Annotated in this window: 10 protein-coding genes; 5 read left to right on the top strand and 5 right to left on the bottom strand. The window is 72.0% G+C overall.

Translation table 11 applies throughout. From position 1 onward, the window contains the following. Positions 1-47: 47 nt before the first annotated feature. Positions 48-1,268, bottom strand: coding sequence for an L-2-hydroxyglutarate oxidase (gene lhgO, locus ACWCRD_RS37010; protein WP_450970086.1), 1,221 nt, complete (start codon positions 1,266-1,268; stop codon positions 48-50). 96 nt (positions 1,269-1,364) lie between these two features. Beyond that, positions 1,365-2,789 (bottom strand): MFS transporter, encoded by a 1,425-nt coding sequence (locus ACWCRD_RS37015; RefSeq protein ID WP_115907289.1) that lies wholly within the window; start codon positions 2,787-2,789, stop codon positions 1,365-1,367. 683 nt (positions 2,790-3,472) lie between these two features. On the opposite strand from ACWCRD_RS37015, the gene ACWCRD_RS37020 reads away from it, so the two are divergent. Next, entirely contained in the window at positions 3,473-5,572 is a 2,100-nt protein-coding gene (locus ACWCRD_RS37020; RefSeq protein WP_450970087.1) for an asparagine synthase-related protein, read from the top strand. Between the two features lie 462 nt (positions 5,573-6,034). Further along, positions 6,035-9,361 carry a BTAD domain-containing putative transcriptional regulator gene (locus ACWCRD_RS37025; protein WP_450970088.1) on the top strand — a complete coding sequence of 1,109 codons (3,327 nt, stop codon included), beginning with the start codon at positions 6,035-6,037 and terminating at the stop codon, positions 9,359-9,361. 32 nt (positions 9,362-9,393) lie between these two features. Here the strand turns inward: ACWCRD_RS37025 and ACWCRD_RS37030 are convergent, their stop codons facing one another. Continuing rightward, positions 9,394-11,364, bottom strand: coding sequence for a sigma-70 family RNA polymerase sigma factor (locus ACWCRD_RS37030; RefSeq protein WP_450970089.1), 1,971 nt, complete (start codon positions 11,362-11,364; stop codon positions 9,394-9,396). A 351-nt stretch (positions 11,365-11,715) separates the two neighbouring features. After that, the gene (locus tag ACWCRD_RS37035; protein ID WP_450970090.1) at positions 11,716-12,483 is read right to left on the bottom strand and encodes a TetR/AcrR family transcriptional regulator; all 768 of its coding nucleotides are present in this window, start codon (positions 12,481-12,483) and stop codon (positions 11,716-11,718) included. A 386-nt stretch (positions 12,484-12,869) separates the two neighbouring features. Here ACWCRD_RS37035 and ACWCRD_RS37040 point away from each other — a divergent pair, with 386 nt between their 5' ends. Both ACWCRD_RS37040 and ACWCRD_RS37045 read left to right on the top strand, forming a co-directional pair. Beyond that, on the top strand, positions 12,870-14,249 hold the full coding sequence (locus ACWCRD_RS37040; protein ID WP_450970097.1) for an NAD(P)/FAD-dependent oxidoreductase: 1,380 nt from the start codon (positions 12,870-12,872) through the stop codon (positions 14,247-14,249). Positions 14,250-14,482: 233 nt separating this feature from the next. Continuing rightward, positions 14,483-16,129: an ATP-binding SpoIIE family protein phosphatase gene (locus ACWCRD_RS37045; RefSeq protein WP_450970091.1), complete on the top strand. Its 1,647-nt coding sequence runs from the start codon at positions 14,483-14,485 to the stop codon at positions 16,127-16,129. A gap of 213 nt (positions 16,130-16,342) precedes the next feature. Here ACWCRD_RS37045 and ACWCRD_RS37050 read toward each other — a convergent pair whose 3' ends face one another. Continuing rightward, entirely contained in the window at positions 16,343-17,620 is a 1,278-nt protein-coding gene (locus ACWCRD_RS37050) for an MFS transporter (protein ID WP_450970098.1), read from the bottom strand. A gap of 122 nt (positions 17,621-17,742) precedes the next feature. On the opposite strand from ACWCRD_RS37050, the gene ACWCRD_RS37055 reads away from it, so the two are divergent. Further along, positions 17,743-18,294 (top strand): MarR family winged helix-turn-helix transcriptional regulator, encoded by a 552-nt coding sequence (locus tag ACWCRD_RS37055; RefSeq protein ID WP_450970092.1) that lies wholly within the window; start codon positions 17,743-17,745, stop codon positions 18,292-18,294. The last annotated feature ends 695 nt before the right edge of the window (positions 18,295-18,989 follow it).

An 18,989-nucleotide genomic window follows, 5' to 3' on the forward strand; every position in this document is an offset into this window, starting at 1 on the left:
GCTGCATCAGCGGCTCCGCCGCGAGCCCGTCCCGCCACCGGGCAACCTCACACCGCCCCCAGCATGGCCAGCGCCCGCCCAGCCACCTCCCGCCCGATCGGCAGCGAAGCGGTCGCCGCAGGCGAGGGCGCGTTCAGCACATGCACAGCCCGAGCCCCCTCCTTGATCAGAAAGTCGTCCACCAGCCCCCCGTCCCGCAACACCGCCTGCGCCCGCACCCCCGCCGCAGTCGGCACCAGATCATCCGCGGTCACCGCCGGCAGCAGCCGCCGCACGGCCGTGGTGAACGCCCCCTTGGACACCGACCGCGCCAGCTCACCGGCCCCGTACCGCCAGTGCCGCCCGGCCATCCGCCACGCCCCCGGCCAGGCCAGTGTCCGCGCCACCTCCCGCGGCCGTACGACGCCCCAGTCGTACCCCTCCCGCGCCAGCGCCGGCACCGCGTTCGGCCCGATGTGCACACCGCCGTCGATCCCGCGCGTGAGGTGCACGCCGAGGAACGGGAACGCCGGATCCGGCACCGGATACACCAGCCCGCGCACCAGGTCGGGGCGGGCCAGCTCGTAGTACTCGCCCCGGAACGGCACGATCCGCATCTCGGGGTCGTCCCCGGTCAGCCAGGCCACCTCGTCGCAGTACAGCCCCGCGCAGTTCACCAGCACACGCCCCCGGACGACGTCACCGCTCGTCGTCCGCACGGCCACCCCGAGCTCCGGCCGCCGGTCGATCCGCTCGACCCGCGACCCGTACCGGATCTCCGCCCCAGATGCCTCGGCCAGCTGCCGGGCGACCCCCACGAAGTCGCATATCCCGGTCGTCCCGACGTGTATGGCGGCGAGCCCGCGCACCTCCGGCTCGTACTCCGCGATCTGGGGGCCGCTCAGCTCCCGTACCGGAATCCCGTTCTCCCGGCCGCGCTGCACCAGGGCGTGCAGCCGCGGCAGCTCGTCCTTCTCGGTCGCGACGATCAGCTTGCCGGTGACGGCATGGGCGATCCCGTACTCCGCGCAGAACTTCACCATCTCGGCGGCGCCCCGCACCGCGTACCGCGCCTTCAGGGACCCCGGGCGGTAGTAGATCCCGCTGTGGATCACCCCGCTGTTGCGCCCCGTCTGGTGCCGGGCCGGCCCCGGCTCCTTCTCCAGCACGGTCACCCGTGTCCCCGGCGCGATACGCGTGATCGCGAACGCCGTGGACAGCCCGACGATGCCACCCCCCACCACCAGCACATCACAGTCGTAAGCGATCCCCGGCCGCACCTGCACCACCTCCCGCTACCGATAGTGCACTGCGCCACTGACAACCACTTCAAACGTGGGAGGAACACGTGGGAGGAAAGAGGTCTTCCCGCACCTGCCCCCGGCTCAGGCGGGGGCCATCAGCAAGGGCCGCGCCCGCTCCCGCAACTCCACCACCCGAGGCTCGTCACCGTACGGCTCCAGCCGGTGCAGAAGATCCTTCACATACTCCGTGGTCCGCGCGGACGAGATCCGCCCGGCCACCTCCACCGCCCGGACCCCCTGCTCACACGCCGCATCGAGATTGCCCGACTCCAGCTCGGCCACCGCCGAGACGACCAACCGGAGCCCGTGCGACCGTACGAATTCCTCCGTCGGCTGCGACAGCGCCTGCTCGGTGAACCGCCGCACCTGACGCGGCGCCTTCAGATCGCGGTAGCACTCCGCCGCATCCGCAGCGAAACGGTCGTACGAGTAGAAACCCAGCCATGACGGGTCATTGTCACCGTCACGGGCCCGCTCCAGCCACCCTTCGGCGGCCCGCAGCGCCGCGCCCGCCGCCTGCGCGTCACCCGCGCGCGCATGCGCACGTGCCTCGACGAGCCGGAAGAAACTCATGGTGCGGGCGGTCGCCAGCCCCCGGTTGCGCTCGAGGGCGGCCTGCGCGAGATCGACGCCCTCGTCGCCGAAGCCGCGATAGGTCGCCTGCAGCGACATGGACGCCAGCACATACCCCCCGAGGGGCACGTCGGCGGCGGCCCGGGCCAGCCGCAGCGCCTGGATGTAGTACCGCTGCGCGGCCTCCTGCTGACCGGTGTCGAAGGCCATCCAGCCCGCGAGCCGGGTCAGTTCGGCGCTCGCCCCGAACAGTGCGCGCCCGACCTCGTCCGAGTAGGCCCCGAGCAGCAGCGGAGCCGCCTCCACCCGCAAGCACTCGGGCACCATCGACGAACGCCAGTCGCCCCCGCCGTACTTGGAGTCCCAGCGCCGGGCGTCCTCGGCGGCCTCCCGCAGCTTCTGCACATCGCTGTGGCCGACTTTGAGCGGTGCGCCCGAGCCGTCGGCGGAGTTCGCCTCGCGCGCCACCGAACTGTCGGCCGGTGTTATCAGCCACCGTGAGGCGGGCGTTGCGTATGCGCTTACTGCGAACGATCCGGCCAGCGACTGCCAGATGCCGCCGGAGCCGGCCCGGCGCCCGGCGAGGTCGAGACGGTAGAGCTCCGTCGCCGACCGCACCGCCTGTCCTACGTCCCTGGGGAAGGCGAGGCCCACTTCGGGTGCGGGATCCGCGTCCGCCAGGCCGATCTCGTGGAGCGGCACCGGGCGGCCGAGCTTCTGGCCTATCGCGGCGGCGATGAGGTGCGGCGCGGCACCCTGCGGCACCATGCCCTTGGACACCCAGCGCGCCACCGAGGTCTTGTCGTAGCGAAGAGTCAACCCGCGTTGAGCGCCAAGATCGTTGACGCGACGCGCGAGTCCTGCGTTGCTGATTCCCGCGAGGGCGAGAACGGCGCCGAGTTTTTCGTTCGGCCCGCGTTGCTCCCTGGACATGCGCCACCCCTCGACACAGACGGCTGCCGCGCTGGCATAACCACGCGGCATTCGTAAACCCAGCGTAGTTCGCCGCATCCCAAGCGTTAAGGGGCATTGTTCCGGATGGCGGGATTGTGGTCCGTACTGAAGTACGGGCCCGATACGCGCAGTTGCGCCATGCTCCCGCTGTGTGGCCGTGCGCCCGTCCGTGCGCTCTTCTCCGGCCATGCCGGGAGCGCTTCCATGGACGGTGCGTGGGTCGGCCCGCTGTACTGGATCCAGCGGGCTGGGGGACACCGCCGCCTTCATCCCCGCGGGTGGCGGACGGGCCCGGGGGGCGAACTCCGTCTCCCGGGCTGCGCGCGGCTGAGGCGATGCTCAGAGCATGTACGGAGCGTGTCCAAGCCTGGCCCGCCATCGCCGATTTGGCTGAAAATCACCCCCGTAATTCCCGGGTAATTGCCGCTCCCACCACGGAACTTGAGGGCGCGAAGGGCGTTTTCGGGGAGCATTCCGGGGGCGCATTCAGGTCGCAGACGCCTTGCCGAGCACGGGTGTTCGGCCCTCCGGCCGGTTGAGTGCCGAAGCACCTTCCGTGGATCGTAAGCGGCTCCACCACGCCTCCGGCGTGCGCCCTTCATGGCAGCATGGTGAACCAGTTCGTACGGTGCACTGGTTGTCCACAGCCTGTGGAGGCGTCCATGCGGTGGTTGGTGGGGTGGAGCAGCACCGCCGCGAGGGCTCCGGAGATCGGTTCCGCGGGTGCCACCGGACAGGACGGCGAGACCGTGCACCCGGTGGGTTCCCAACTCCTGTGGGGCGACCCGGACCCGCTCTGGGCGGTCGGTGACTGGCGGCCCGACGAGGTGCGGGTGGTCAAGGCCGACGCCCAGACCCGGATCGCGGTCCTGGGCACGTGCGGGGCGTCCGACGAGCAACTTCGGGTCGGTCTCTTCGCCGCACGCGGAGGCGCGCTGCGCCATCTGACGGCGTGGCCGGGCAGCTACACGGCGATCGTCCAGGTCGGCCGCCGGGTCACCGTCTGCGGCGACCTGGCGGGCGCCCGCCCCGTCTTCTACACCCCGTGGGCGGGCGGTACGGCCTACGCCACCGCCGCGCTCCCCCTCGCCGACCTCATCGAGGCCAACCTTGACTTCGGCCACCTCGCCGCGCTCCTCGCCGCCCCCGACGTACCGGCCGCGCTGCACGACTCCACGCCCTACGACGGCGTACGGCGCATCCCGCCGGGGCACGCGCTGATCCTGCGCGCGGGCGCACGTGAGATCGCCGGCTACGAGCCGGTCGCCTCCCTCGCGGTCGCGGCGCCCTCGGCTGACCCGGACAGCGCGGTCGACGCGGTGCGCGACGCGCTGGTGGAGGCGGTACGCACGCGCCTGGCGGCACCGAGACACGTCCCGGGAGCCGACATAGACCCGGGTCCCGTCCCCGGCATGGGCCCGGCGGAGCGCCGCGCCGCGCGCGGGATGCCGGTGGCGGGCATCGGCGCGGACCTCTCCGGCGGCCCGGCGTCCGGGACGCTCGCCCTGCTGGCGGCCGGCCTGCCGGGCATGCCGGGCACCGTCCTGGGCCACGGCACCGGCGCGGGCGAACGCCTGCTGGCGGTCACCTTCAACGACCTGGCGGTCGGCGGCCGCGAGGCGGAACTGGAGCGGGCGGGATCGCTGGCCGCCAACCCCCGCCTGCATCACGTGGTGGTGACCGGGGGCGAGGAGGCCCTCCCGTACGCCGAACTCGACGGCCCCCTGACGGACGAACCGGGCCAGTCCCTGGTGACGGCCGCCCGCCACCGCACCCGCCTGGCCTCCGGCAGCGCGGACCACTTCACCGGCTACGGCGCCCGCCAGGTCCTGGACGCGCATCCGGCCCGGCTGGCCGACCTCCTGATGGACCGCAAACGCCGCCACCTGGTCCGCCCCGTCGCGGCGCTCGCGAAGGCGGACGGCTCGGTGATGGTCCCCGCGCGCGTGTACGGCGCGGCCCGGAAGCTGGCGAGGACCCCGTACCGGGCGGGCCTCGAACTCCTCGCCGAACGCCTCCTGCAACGTCGCTTCGACGAGCCGGGCGGCGCTGTCGGCGCGTCCCTCGCCGCCCTCACCTGGGCCAGACCGGGCCCGGCGGCGCGCTGGCTGACCGGCGAGGCCCTCGCTGAAGTATCGGTTCGCCTGCAGGCGTCGACGGGCCGCGCGGGCGTGGGCCCGGCCCAACGCCCGGGCGACTACCGCGCACGCGCAGCCCTGGCCCGCCACTCGGCGGACCTGCGCATCCTGGAACAAGCAGCCGAGATCCGCTCCCAACGCCTGCACGCGCCCTTCCTCGACAACCAGGTGGTCCGCGCCTGCCGCGCCCTGCCCGAGGCGCTGCGCGTGCAGCCCGGCGCGCGTGCCGAGATCCTCCGTACGGTCCTGGAGGGTGCCGGTGTGAGCGACCTCCCGCCCGGCTGGGGCGCCCCTTCCCACGCCTCGGCGGCGGTGGCGGCCCGCACCGGGCTGAGGGTGGCCGCCGACTCCCTGATGTCCCTCTTCGGCACCCCCTTGCTGGCGGAGGCGGGCCTGGTGGAGGCCCGAGTGGTCCGCAAGGCCCTCCGCGCAGCGGCAGCGGGCGAACCCCTCCCCCTGGACGGCCTGGCAGACCTGGTCTCCCTGGAACTCTGGCTGCGCCGCCTCCTCTCCCGCCGAGGAACCTGCTGGACAGGCACCCCGGCCCGCCAACGAGCAGTACCGGCGGGGATCACACCCCGGAGGGGGGCGCTGGCTTCCGGCGGGGGAGCGGGAGTGGCCTGAGACCGGAACCTTCCGGTTCCCCGCCCCCGCGGGACGGGGCCGGCCCGGCGCCGGTCGGGGCTCGATCTTTTCAGCCCGTCCGGCGTTTGAGGACGAGGCCGTTCAGGCCGATAGGGGCCCGGGGCGCAGCCCCGAAACGGGGTGCGGGGGCGGAGCCCCGTGAGGGGTGGTGGGGATGTGGTCCGTCGCCTGGGGTGCAGGGGTGGAGCCCCGTGAGGGGTGTAGGGGATGCGGTCCCCTGTCCGGGGTGCAGGGGTGGAGCCCCGAGAGGGGTGCAGGGGACGCAGTCCCCGCCGGGGTTCAGGGGCGGAGCCTCTGGCGGGGTCGAAGGGGCGGCAGCCCCTGGGGACGGGACGGGAAGGGGCGGCGGGGGCGAAAAAACACCCGACGCCCGGCACCCGCAGCGGCCCCCGCCTCCACAAACCACGTGCCCCACTCCCACCCCCCGGCGACAATGACCTGGTGCGGTACAGAATCCTGGGCGTCACCCAGGCAGAGGACGACCATGGCACCGCCCTACCCATCCCCGGCCGACGCCTCCGCACCCTCCTCACCGCCCTGGCCCTGCGCCCAGGCCGAGTCACCACCCCCGACACCCTCATCGGCGAGGTCTGGTCGGACACTCCGCCCCAGGACGCTCCCGCCGCCCTCCAGGCCCTCGTCGCCCGCCTGCGCCGCACCCTCGGCAGACAAAGCATCACCTCCGCCCCCGGCGGCTACCGCCTCGAGGCGACCCGCGACGACGTGGACCTGTTCGTCTTCGAGCGACTGGTACGCCAGGGCACCACCGCCCTCGACGACGGCGACCCGCACACCGCCGCACACGCCCTGGACCAGGCCCTGGCCCTGTACCGCGGGCCCGCCCTCGCCGACCTCCCGGACCGCCTCGCCGCCACCCGCCCCGAAGCGCTGCACCGCGAGGCGACAAGGGCCCGCATCGACGCCGACCTGCACCTCGGCCGCGCCCACGCCGCCGTACCCCACCTGAAGGAACTGACCGCGGCGCACCCGTACGACGAACCGCTGCACGCCCTCCTCATCCGCGCCCTGCGCGACACGGGCCGTACAGCCGACGCCCTCGCCGCATACGAGACCGCCCGCCGAGCCCTCGCCGAAGGCCTGGGCACCGACCCGGGCCCCCAACTACGTGGCCTGCACACGGAACTGCTCACCCCCACGCCGACACCGCACCCCACCCGCGCCCCCGCCGCCCCCCAACCCGAGCCCCCCACCCGCACCGGCAACATCCGTCCCCGCCTTACCTCTTTCGTGGGTCGGGAACCAGAACTCGACGCCATCCGTTCCGAATTGCACAGGGCAAGGCTCGTCACCCTCACCGGTCCGGGCGGCTCCGGAAAGACCCGCCTCGCCGAGGAGGCCGCAGCCGGGCTCCCCCAGGCCTGGCTGGTCGAACTGGCAGCGCTGGACCGCCCGGAGGCGGTGCCTGGCGCGGTGGTCAGCGCGCTCGGTCTGCGCGAGACCGTGCTGATGACCACCGAGCTGACGGCCCCGCAGGACGACCCGCTCGCCCTGCTCGTCGAGTACTGCGCCCCGCGCAGCCAACTCCTGATCCTTGACAACTGCGAACATGTCATCGAAGCAGCGGCGGCCCTCGCGGAGACCCTGCTCACCCGCTGCCCAGGGCTCAGGATCCTCGCCACCAGCCGTGAACCCCTGGGCGTCCCCGGCGAGTCCGTGCGCCCGGTCGAGCCCCTCGTCCTCGACCAGGCGCACCGTCTCTTCGAGGAGCGCGCCTCCGCCGTCCGTCCCGACGCGGCCGCCGTGCTCCGCGACCGCGAGGCGGTGGAGGAGATCTGCCGCCGCCTGGACGGTCTGCCGCTCGCCATCGAACTGGCCGCGGCCCGGCTGCGGCTGCTCACGCCCCGCCAGATCGCCGACCGCCTCGACGACCGCTTCCGCCTCCTCACCTCCGGAAGCCGTACGGTCCTGCCCCGCCAGCAGACCCTGCGCGCCGTCGTCGACTGGTCCTGGGAACTGCTCGACGAGCGGGAGCGCACGGTGCTGTGCGAGGTCTCCGTGTTCGCCGGCGGCTGGGACCTCGCCGCGGCGGAGACCGTGTGCACCGGCCCCGCGACAGATCTCGTCGGAGCGCTCGTCGACAAGTCCCTGATCGTGGCCACCCCGGCCGAGACCTCGTACGACGGGACCGGCTCCGGCGGCATGCGCTACAGCATGCTGGAGACCATCCACGAGTACGCCGCGGAGCGCGCCGCCGAGGCCCCCGAACTGCGCGCCGCGGCCGAGCGCCGGCACAGCGCGTGGGTGCGCGCGCTCGTGGAGGAGGCCGACCCCCTCCTGCGTTCCGCCGGCCAACTCCCGTGGATCTCCCGTCTGGAGACCGAGCTGGACAACATCCGCGCAGCCCTGCACCGTGCCCTCACCGCGGGCGCCGAGCCGGAGGCCGGCGCCCTCGCCCTGTCCATGGGCTGGTTCTGGTGGCTGCGCAACTACCGGCACGAGGCCGAGTCCTGGCTGGACCAGGTCCTCCGCCTGGGCGTCGCTCTGGACACCACCACCGTCACCGCCTCACAGGCCCCTGCCGTGGACCCCATAGGCCCCATGGACCCCATGGACGCCTACCTCTCCGACCCCGACGCCGAAGCGCACCACCCCTGCCACACCCTCCGCATGAACCTCCGGATGCTGCACCTGTTCATGAAGTCGGACACTCAGCCGATGGACGCTCTGCTGGACGACCGGCTGCGTCAGTACGTCGGCCGGCTGCGGGAATTCTTCGAGCGGGGCGGCCCGGAGGCGGCACGTATGCCGGGCCTCGTCTGGCCGTTCACCACCTTCGTCCTGGACAGCCCGCAGGACGTCCGCGCCGCCCTGGACGTCTCCGTCGCCAACTGCCGTGCCCACGGCGACGACTGGGCGGTCGGCGTCGCCCTGATGTTCCGTACGCACATGGCGGTCGACTCACCGGGCGGCATGGAAGGCGTCGACGAGGACATCGCGGAGCTCAGGGCGCTGAGCCGGCGCGTCGGCGACCGCTGGATGCGGGCCCAGGTGTGCAGCGCGGCCGGTGAGGCGGCGATGGCCCGGAGCCGACTGGAGGAGGCCAAGGGCGAGTACGGGGAGGCACTGCGGCTCGCCTACGAGGTGGGCGCGTACACCGAGACACCGTTCCTGCTGGCCCGGCTCGCCGAGATCGCCTACCGGGCGGGCGACCGCGAGACCGCGCGCAGCGGGCTGGACGAGGCGACCGCCGCAGCCGACCGCTACGGCGTACCGGACTCCAGGGCTTTCGTCCTGCTGATGCGGGCCCAGCTCGCACTGGACGAGAAGGACACCGCCCGTGCCCGCGCGCTGCACGGGGCGGCTCGCGCGGAGATCGGGCGGGGCACGCCTCCGCCCCAGTTCATGGTGATGCTGAACGCGATCGACGGCCTGGTGACGGTCGCCGAGTCGGGCCCGGCGCGCGGACTGCCGAAGCTGGCCGACACCGTCCGTGAGGCGGTGGAGCGGCGCTGCGCGGACGTGGTCACGGCGGCCCTGGTGGACAGCACGGCCGCCCTGCTGTCCGACCTGGGGGACCATCCGCGCGCGGTCCGCCTGCTCGCCGCCGCGAAGCACCTGCGCGGCGGCGAGCCGCGCACCATGCCGGAGCGCGCCGAGGCCGAGCGGGCCGAGGCCGCCGCCCGCGCCGCGCTGTGCGCCGAGGAGTACGAGGCCGAGTGCGCCCGGGGTGCCGCCCTCACCGCCGACGACCTCCTGACCGCACTCGGCGAGGCCGTGCACAAGCACCCTGCCGAGCAGCTCCCGTAGCCCAACCACGGCCCAAACCGCGGCCGTACGCCCTATGAGCAGGTGAACTTCGACTCGGCCCAGTCCGCGAGCGTCAGGGTGTCGAAGCTGCTCTGCGGCTGCACGACCAGCCGTACGGTCCGGTGCCCGGCGAGGTTCACATGGACCGGGACGGCCGGGTGGTCGGCCTGGACCAGCCCGGACTGCCAGAGCCGGACGCCGTCGGCGTAGACGGAGAAGTAGACCTTGCCGAGCCCCAGGGTCATGTCGTCGACGCCGACCACGGCGTCGTAGGCGGAGCAGCTGCGGTTGAGGTCGACGGTGACGGAGGACTCGCCGTGCACCGTCACGCCTTGCGGGTACTGCTTTCCGGCGATCGCCATGCCGTACCGCTGCCACACCCAGCTGCTCTCGCCGATCCGCATCTCGGGCCTGGTGCCGTCGCCGCCGAGGTCGTACGACAGCCCGCTCCACTGGTAGACGGCCGGAACCGGCGGCGGAGTCGGGGCGGGCGTGGGCGTGGGCTTCGGGGCCGGCTTCGGTTTCGGCTTGGGGGTGGGAGTGGGAGTGGGGGTCGGGCTGGCCTTCTGCCGGGGAGGCGGAGCCTGAGCCGGCGCGGGAGCCGCCGCGGGCACGATCACCGGCGGCTTCGGCTCGGGCTTCTTCTTCGGCGGCGTGGGCTTGGGCGACTCACGCCGGACGGCCGGCGCGGAGGCGGGTGGCTTCGCGTCCGGCTTCCTGACCGGGGTGTCGCTCCCGGACAGCGCGAGGGCCACCGCCACACCCGCGGCGGCGAGGACACCGGCGGCGAGGCCGATCTTCGCGGGCGCACCCAGCCCCTCGGAGGCCGCCGCGCCACCGGCTCCCGCCCCGCTGGAGGAGCCACCGCTCGCCGCGGCGGCCGCACCCGCGACCCCGGCCGCACCGGCTCCGGTGCCGCCCGCGACGAGCGCGGCCACCTTGGCGTACCCGGCGGCACCGAACCAGCCGATGACCGCGACCGGCACGACGCCCGGGATACCGCCGGCGACTTCCTTGATCTGGCCCGCGGCCAGCCGGCACTTGGCGCACTCCTCCAGGTGCTTGCGCAGTCCCCGCTCGGCACGTGTGCGCAGTCCGCCGCGGGCGTAGGCGCCGAGCCGGTCGGCGTAGCGGGCGCACTCCTCGTCGCCGGCCAGCGTGGCGCTGACATGTGCCTGGAGATAGGCCTGCTTGAGGCCCTCGCGGGCACGGCTGGCGAGCACCCGGGTGCCGTTGGCGTCAAGGCCGAAAAGCGTGGCGACCTCGCTCGGCGACTCGTCCTCGACCTCGGTGTGCCACAGCACGGCCTGCCAGCGCTCCGGCAGCGACCGGAAGGCCTGCATGGCCATGGACTGCTCGGCCTCGTGCATCGCGCGCACGTCGGCGCCGAGCTCCAGGCCCGCTCCGAAGGAGCCAATGGATGCAGTGTCCTCGGACACCTCGGAGGAGCGCGCGGCCTGCGCCGCGAACACCGCGAAGTCGTCGACCAGTTGCTCACGCTTCGCGGACTTCGTCCAGTTCGCGGCCACCCGCCGGACGGTGGTGAGCAGATACGCGCGTACGGCGTGCTCGGGGCCGTGGCCACCGCGCACCGCCTGGAGCATCCGGGCGAAGACCTCCGCGGTGAGGTCGTCCGCGGTGTGCGCGTCGCGGCAACAGGTGCGGGCGTAGCGGCGCACCGCGCCCGCGTGGCGCCGGAACAGCTCCTCGTACGCGGTGTCGTCGCCCGAGCGCATCCGCCCGATCAGATCGGCGTCGGAGGGCGGCTGATCCCTGGGAGGTGGCAGGACGCCGTCCTCCCGCCGGTCGCGCTGCGCCGGGACACTGCCCTCGACGGGCTCGACCGGCTCGCCGCCCTGCGGCGGGATGACGGTCTCCGGGCGACCGCCGCCGCGCGGGACACCCGCCCGTCCGCCCGGCCCGCCCTGACTCGGCACCTGCGGCGAACCACCGGCCTCCGGGTCACCGTCACCCAGTGACTCGTCCCGCCCGTCAACGCTCATCGCGGAAAGCCCCCGACGCCTGCCCAACCAGTCCCGAACACCGGGTCAGAGTGCCATATTGGCTTTTGTTCAGGACCCATCAGAGCGGACCATCCACCCGTCCGTGGGGACTTGTCGTGCCGTAGTACTAGCCGTCACTCATTCGGGGAAGACTCAATTGACGCCCGACAGACGTAAGTTGAGCGGCAGTTGAGTGGCATACCGGAAATGTCCCGCTCATTCCGGGCTCACGCCGGGTGCGCGGGCTGTGCGGCGCCCACGCCCCACCGTCACCTCTTCGAGTTACGGACCGTTCGAGTTACGGCCCGCCGGAGACGCTGACACGCCCCGTCCCGCGGACGGGCCGCCGCCTCAGGCCGGCCGTGACCGCAGCCCCTCCAGCAGGATGTCGAGCAGCCGTGCCGAAGCGGCCGCCTGCTGGGCCGCGTCCGGCAGCGAGGGTGCCGCCGTCGCGATGACCAGCAGTACGTCCGAGACCGACACGTCGGCCCGCAGCTCACCCGCCGCGCGCGCCCGCTCCACGAGCCGGCCCACGACCTCGAGCAGCGCCGCAGCACCCGTGTCGTCCTCCGCCGAGACCCTCGGGGCCCCTTCGGGAACGAGCCGCAGCTCCCCGGAACCCGGCTGGGTCCGCTGCTGCGGCACCCGGGCCTCGTCGAAGACCGTCCCGTCGGACTCCTCGTCGGCGACCGAGACCCGCAGCACCTGCGGCGGCAGCAGCCGCCCGGCGCCCGAGGCCACCGACGTCCGCAGGAAGCGCGAGAGCGCCGACCACGGCTCGTCCTCCTGGCCGAGTGCCGCCCGGGCCTGGTCGGTCAGCCGGGAGGTCTCCTCCTCGGCTATCCGCCGCACCAGGACGTCCTTGCTCGGGAACCGCCGGTACACGGTCCCCACACCCACCCGCGCCCGCCGCGCCACGTCCTCCATCGGCGCGCCGTACCCCAGCTCGCCGAAGACCTCGCGCGCCGCGCGCAGTACGTGCTCCAGATTGCGCTGTGCATCCACGCGCAGCGGCGCCGTGCGCGAGGAGTCCCCGCGTCCGTTGCCCGTCGCCGCGCTCACGATGCCGCCCGTTGTCAGTGCAGACGCGGACGACCAATGAGAGTCCTGAACATGCATAAGCGTTCCCCCGGTAATGACGTCTCCCCCCGGAGACTCTCCCCGCCATTCATTGGTTGCCGGAGCGTGGGAACAAGCCCGGTTCACCGGCCCGTCCGTCACGGACTTGACGACCGATGAGTGCATCCCCCTACACCCCGTCGAGACACGAACATAGTTGAGAGGGGGTCAATTCAGAAGGGGCAGGTTCCGCACAGAGCGCCCCCCGATCGGAGTACGGGTCGCATACGTCCCGATTGCGCCCCCCAAGGTCATCCGGCGCACACCCGCTGACCTGCAATGCTTCCGGGCAGTCGGGCAATTCGGCCAACCCTGGGCGTCCCCGGTCCCGCGTCACACAAATTGTCGAGGCTGTGGACAAACTCAAGCGCTGGGTGCGTCATGGGATGGTGAAGGAACGTGCGCGCATTCTCGTTGTCGGTGGTGGCTACGTCGGGATGTACACGGCCCTGCGCCTCCAGCAGAAGCTGAAACGGGAACTCAGGCGGGGCGAGGCCGAGATCACCGTCGTCACTCCGGACCCTTACATGACCTATCAGCCATTCCTTCCCGAAGCGGCCGCCGGTGCCATTTCGCCCCGGCATGTCGTCGTACCGCTGCGCCGCGTCCTGGACCAGTGCCATGTGGTGGTCGGCGAGGTCCACTCCATCGACCACGCCAAACGCACCGCCACCGTCACCACCCTCGCCACGGAGGAGGAGGGAGCGGGACCCGAGCACATGACGTACGACGAACTGGTCCTCGCCCCCGGTTCGATCTCGCGCACGCTGCCCATCCCGGGCCTCGCCGACCACGGCATCGGTTTCAAGTCGGTCGAGGAGGCCATCGGCCTGCGCAACCACGTCATCGAGCAGATGGACATCGCCTCCTCCACCCGCGACCCCGCGATCCGCGACGCGGCCCTCACCTTCGTCTTCGTCGGCGGCGGCTTCGCCGGGGTGGAGGCGCTCGGCGAACTCGAGGACATGGCCCGCTACGCCGCCCGCTACTACCACAACGTCCGGCCCGAGGACATGAAGTGGATCCTCGTGGAGGCCTCGGACCGCATCCTGCCCGAGGTCGGCGAGGAGATGGGCCGCTACACGGTCACCGAACTGCGCCGCCGCAACATCGACGTACGCCTGCACACCCGCCTGGAGTCCTGCGCGGACCGTGTCGCCGTCCTCAGCGACGGCGCCCGCTTCCCGACCCGTACGGTCGTCTGGACCGCCGGTGTGAAGCCCAGCCCGCTGCTCGCCGCCACCGACCTGCCCCGCACCGAACGCGGTCGGCTGAAATGCACCCCCCAGCTGACGATCGACGGCGCCACGCACGCGTGGGCGGCAGGAGACGCGGCCGCCGTCCCCGACGTCACCGCCGCCGAACCCGGCACGGAGACCGCACCCAACGCCCAGCACGCGGTCCGCCAGGCCAAGCTCCTCGGCGACAACATCGCGCACTCCCTGCGCGGCGAACCCCTCGAGACCTACTCCCACAAGTACGTCGGCTCGGTCGCCTCCCTGGGCCTGCACAAGGGCGTCGCCCACGTCTACGGGCGCAAGCTGAAGGGCTACCCTGCCTGGTTCATGCACCGCGTCTACCACCTCAGCAGGGTGCCGACCTTCAATCGCAAGGCCCGTGTTCTGGCCGAATGGACCCTTTCGGGCCTCTTCAAGCGGGAGATCGTCTCCCTGGGTTCGCTCGAACATCCCCGAGCGGAGTTCGAACTCGCGGCCGGTGGAAAGCCTCCTACCGACCCGATGAACGACCCGAAGGGGTCGTCCTGACCGGACCGAGGAACTCCACCGACCGACCGGGCGTCTCACGGATGTCGCCCCGGTAGGCCACACTGCCAGACTGATCCCCGCCCCCAGGGCGAGCGGATGCTCGCCCTTCGAACCCAAGAGGCTCTCTCCACCGTGCTGCATACCGGGGGTGTCACCCCCCAGCCCTCCGGCCGGGTCCGGAGCCGGCCCAAGGCGCCGAAGACACCGAAGACGACGACACGAGGCAAGGATTCGTGAACTTCACGCGCTGGAGCGCCCGGCTCCCCGGAACGCAGCGCCGCGCCGCAGCGCGGACCGATCACACGGCCGCCCCCGACCGGCAGGCCGAGACCCCGAACCCCGTGCCCGCGGCCCGCGCCGAACAACTCACCGACGAGCACGCCCCCGTACCGGCCGTCGACGAGCTCCCCGTCCGCGAGGTCCTCGACCGCGTCCCGGCCCTCGTCGCCCTCGTCCACGGCCCCGACCACCGCGTCGCCTACATCAACGACGCCTATGTGACGGCCTTCGGCGTACGGCCGCTCGGCGAGCCCGCCCGCGAAGCCCTCCCCGAACTCGACGAACTGGGCCTGCTCCCGCTCCTCGACCAGGTCCTGCGCAGCCGCAAGCCCCGCACCCTCAAGTCCCGCAAGGCCCCCGACGGCCGCTCCTACACCTTCACCTGCACCCCCGTGACGGAAGGCGAGAACGCGGGCGTACTGGTCTTCGCGACCGACGTCACCGACCACGCCGAAGCCGCCGAACGCCTGCGCGCCAGCGAGCGCCGGCAGCGCGAAACAGCCGTCACCCTCCAGCGGTCACTGCTGCCCCAGGAACTCGAAGAACCCGACGACCTGCGCATCGCCGCCACCTACCAGCCCGGCGGCACCGAGGCGGCGGTCGGCGGCGACTGGTACGACGTCATCACCCTCGGCGGCGGCCGCACGGCCCTGGTCATCGGCGACGTGATGGGCCGGGGCGTACGAGCCGCGGCCGTCATGGGCCAACTCCGCACCGCGGTCCGCGCGTACGCCCGCCTCGACCTGCCCCCGCACGAGGTCCTGCAGCTCCTCGACGGCCTGGCCACGGAGATCGACGCCAACCAGATCGCGACCTGCGTGTACGCCATCCACGACCCGAACGAGGGCCGCCTGGTGTACGCCTCCGCCGGCCACCTCCCGATCCTCGTCCGCGACGAGAGCGGAGTCGTCCTGCGCGCCGACGAACCGACCGGCCCGCCCCTCGGCACTGGCGGCTGGATCCACACCTCGGGTTCGATCCCCCTGGGCCCCGGCTCCACCGCCGTCCTCTACACGGACGGCCTGGTGGAACGCAGGGACGAGGACCTCGACGAGGGCATCGCAGCCCTGGAGCGCGCCCTGTCCGGCGCCACGGGCACCCCCCAGGTCGTCTGCGACCGCCTGGTCCGCTCAGCGGGCGTGACGGCGGACCACGACGACGACGTCGCCGTCCTGGTCCTCCAGCACCCGGCCCGCACGGGCCCGGACAGCGACCTCTTCCGCAACGCGGCCCTGGAACTCCTCGGGGGCATCGAAGCGGCCCCACGCGCGCGTGCCTTCGCCTCCGGCGTCCTGACGAGCTGGCGCTTCCCCACCGACCTGCACGACCTCGGCGTCCTCGCGGCCAGCGAACTGGTCGCCAACTCCCTCCAGCACGGCACACCACCCATGCGCCTGCGCCTGCGCCGCACCGACCGCCGCCTGATCATCGAGGTCACCGACGGCGACGACCACCTGCCCCGCCGCCGGCGCGCGGAGCCCGGCGACGAGTCGGGCCGGGGCATCGCCATCGTCGCGACGATCGCCTCGAACTGGGGCTCACGCCGCACACCGGGCGGAGGCAAGGCGGTCTGGTGCGAGTTTGTTTTGCCGAAGGGGTAGCGCCGCTGGGGCTTCCGGCCGTCGCCGGGTGCGGGTGCGGGTGCGTGGTGGGTTGCTCGCGCAGTTCCCCGCGCCCCTAGGGGGCTGCAGTTGCCCCACCTACATTCGCCCGAAGCTGCGGGCAGTCGTGCCGCTGGGGCGGCTCCCGACCCAAAGAGAGCGGCACCTGCCAGCGAGCAGCGCCCAAACCCGCCGCCCCCAGTACCGGGTCCCTTACGCCTCCGTGACCACAGGCTGGGCAGGTGCCCCACCCCGGGCAACCACTCGGCTCCGGCGCGCCAGCCAAGGCTGATCCTGCACCGCCGTGAGCCGCCGTCCCAGCCGCAGCGCAAGCACGCTGATCCCCAGCGAGAACAGCAGGAACGTCACGATGTACGGCGCGGGCAGCGAGGCCCCCAGCGGCCCGCCCACCGCGGGCCCGACCGCCAGCGCAAGCTGCTTCACCAGGGCGAAGGCGGAGTTGTACTGCCCCGCCATCCCCGTCGGCGCGAGATCGGCGACCAGCGGAGCGACGGTCGGCGACAGCATCGCCTCACCCAGCCCGAACAAGGCGTACGTCGACACGAACGCGGCCGTCGCCATCTCCTGGCTGCCGTGCCCGAGCCCGGCGTACCCGGCCATGACCCACGCCACGGCCCAGATCAGCCCGACACCGGCGATCACCCGGGACCGGCGCCGGCGCTCGACGAACCTCAGCGCGGCGAACTGCGCGACGACGATCATCAGGGTGTTGGCGGCGAGCGCGGTCCCCAGCGCCGACGTCGAGATGCCCGCGGCCTCGACGCCGTACGCGCTCAGCCCCGACTCGAACTGTCCGTAGCAGGCGAAGAACAGCACAAAGCCGAGCACGGACAGCTGCACCATGGCCCGGTTGCCGAGCAACTGCTTCCAGCTGCCCTTCGAGGACCGCGCGGGCGCGTCCTCGATGCGCGGGGAGTGCGGCATCCGCACAGTGGCCATCACGACCGCGAGCAGCAGGAACACCGCAGCCTCGATCGAGAACAGCATCGTGAAGGAGTCGACGCGCGTAGAGTCGACGAGATGGCCGCCGATGAGCCCGCCGACACCCAGCCCCAGGTTCTGCAGGAAGAACTGCATCGCAAACGCACGCGAGCGCGTGTCCGCCGTGGAGCAGTCCACGATCATCGTCGCGAGCGCCGGCTGCATCACGGCCTGACCGGCTCCGAGCGCGGCCGCCGACAGCAGCACGGCGGTGCTGTTGCTCGCCAGCCCCAGGCTCAGCGCCCCGACGGCGGCAGTGACCAGGGCGGCGAGCAGGACCGGTCGGGGACCGCGCCGGACGATGGCCCGCCCGGCGAACGGCAGCACGATCAGCGCGGCCACAGCAAAGACAGCGAGCACGAGACCCGCCGTCATGGCCCCCAGCCCCCGCACCTGCGCCACATAGACGTACAGGTAGGGGACGGTGAAGCCGAGCCCGAACGCGCTGAGTGCGTTGCCCACGTGGATCCGGCGCATCGCTGCGCCCATCGCCCTGGTCACGTTCACCTCTCTCAGTAGTTAGGAGTGAAGACTTAGAACCTAAAGTTCGAAGCTAAACAGTACACCCAGAAGAACTTCAACGCCAAGCAGGCCCGTGCCATACTTCGCCCATGGGCGACACCCCCGGCACCCTCGGCGAACCGACACTCGAAGAGCAGATCGCCGCCTACCAGCGCGAGTTCCGGGACCTCGACCCCCAGGTCGAAAAGATCGTCTCGGCCCTGTCCCGCCTGAACCGCCGTATGAACGTCGCCTACGGCCGCCAGACCTCCGCCCTGGGCATCAGCAACGCCGAGTGGGAGGTCCTCAAGGCCCTCGTCCTCTCCGGCGCCCCCTACCGCCTGGGCCCGAGCGATCTCGCCAAGCGCCTGGGGCTCACGCCGGCCGCGATGACCCACCGGATCGACCGCATGGTCGCCGAGGGTCTGGTGACCCGGGAGCGCGACGAGTCCAACCGGGTGCGGGTGATCGTGGAGCTGACCGCCGAGGGCCGCGAGAAGTGGCTCGAGGCGATGCGCCTCGCCACGGTCTTCGAGGAGGACCTCCTCCAGGACCTGTCTCCCGGCGAGCGCAGTACCCTGGGAGAGGTCCTCACCCGCCTCCTGCGCAGGGTGGAAGACGCCCAGCCGGACGCGGGCGGACGCCTCACCGACCTGGACTGAGGCCGACATAAAAGATCTTGACAGAGGGTGCTTGACAACCCCCTCCTGGATCCGTAGAGTTCTTCGGGTTGCCACAGAGCCGTAACGGTTCTGCGACAGCACCTCCGCCGTATGAGCGGCACCCTCAAACCATCAGAACGATCTCCCAATGGGATTGCGTTCGGCATGCCCGAATTCAATTCGATTCGGAACCGGCAGCCCGATTAGGAACTGCCGAAGGGATCCGCTAAGGTTTGAGACGTCGGAACGGCCCAACGGCCGGGAGGACAGCCCCTCTGACTGGGAGTCAGGCCCGAAAGGATCTGATAGAGTCGGAACTGCCGGAAAGGGAAACGCGAAAGCGGGAACCTGGAAAGCACCGAGGAAATCGGATCGGGAAACGGTCTGATAGAGTCGGAAACGCAAGACCGAAGGGAAACTGCCCGGAGGAAAGCCCGAGAGGGTGAGTACAAAGGAAGCGTCCGTTCCTTGAGAACTCAACAGCGTGCCAAAAATCAACGCCAGATATGTTGATACCCCGACACCGGGAAGTTTCCTGGTGGCGAGGTTCCTTTGAAAAACACAGCGAGGACGCTGTGAACGGCCGGGCTTATTCCGCCTGGTTGTTCCGCTCTCGTGATGTGTCACCCGATTACGGGTAAACATTCACGGAGAGTTTGATCCTGGCTCAGGACGAACGCTGGCGGCGTGCTTAA

The organism is Streptomyces sp. NPDC002092, assembly GCF_053593775.1.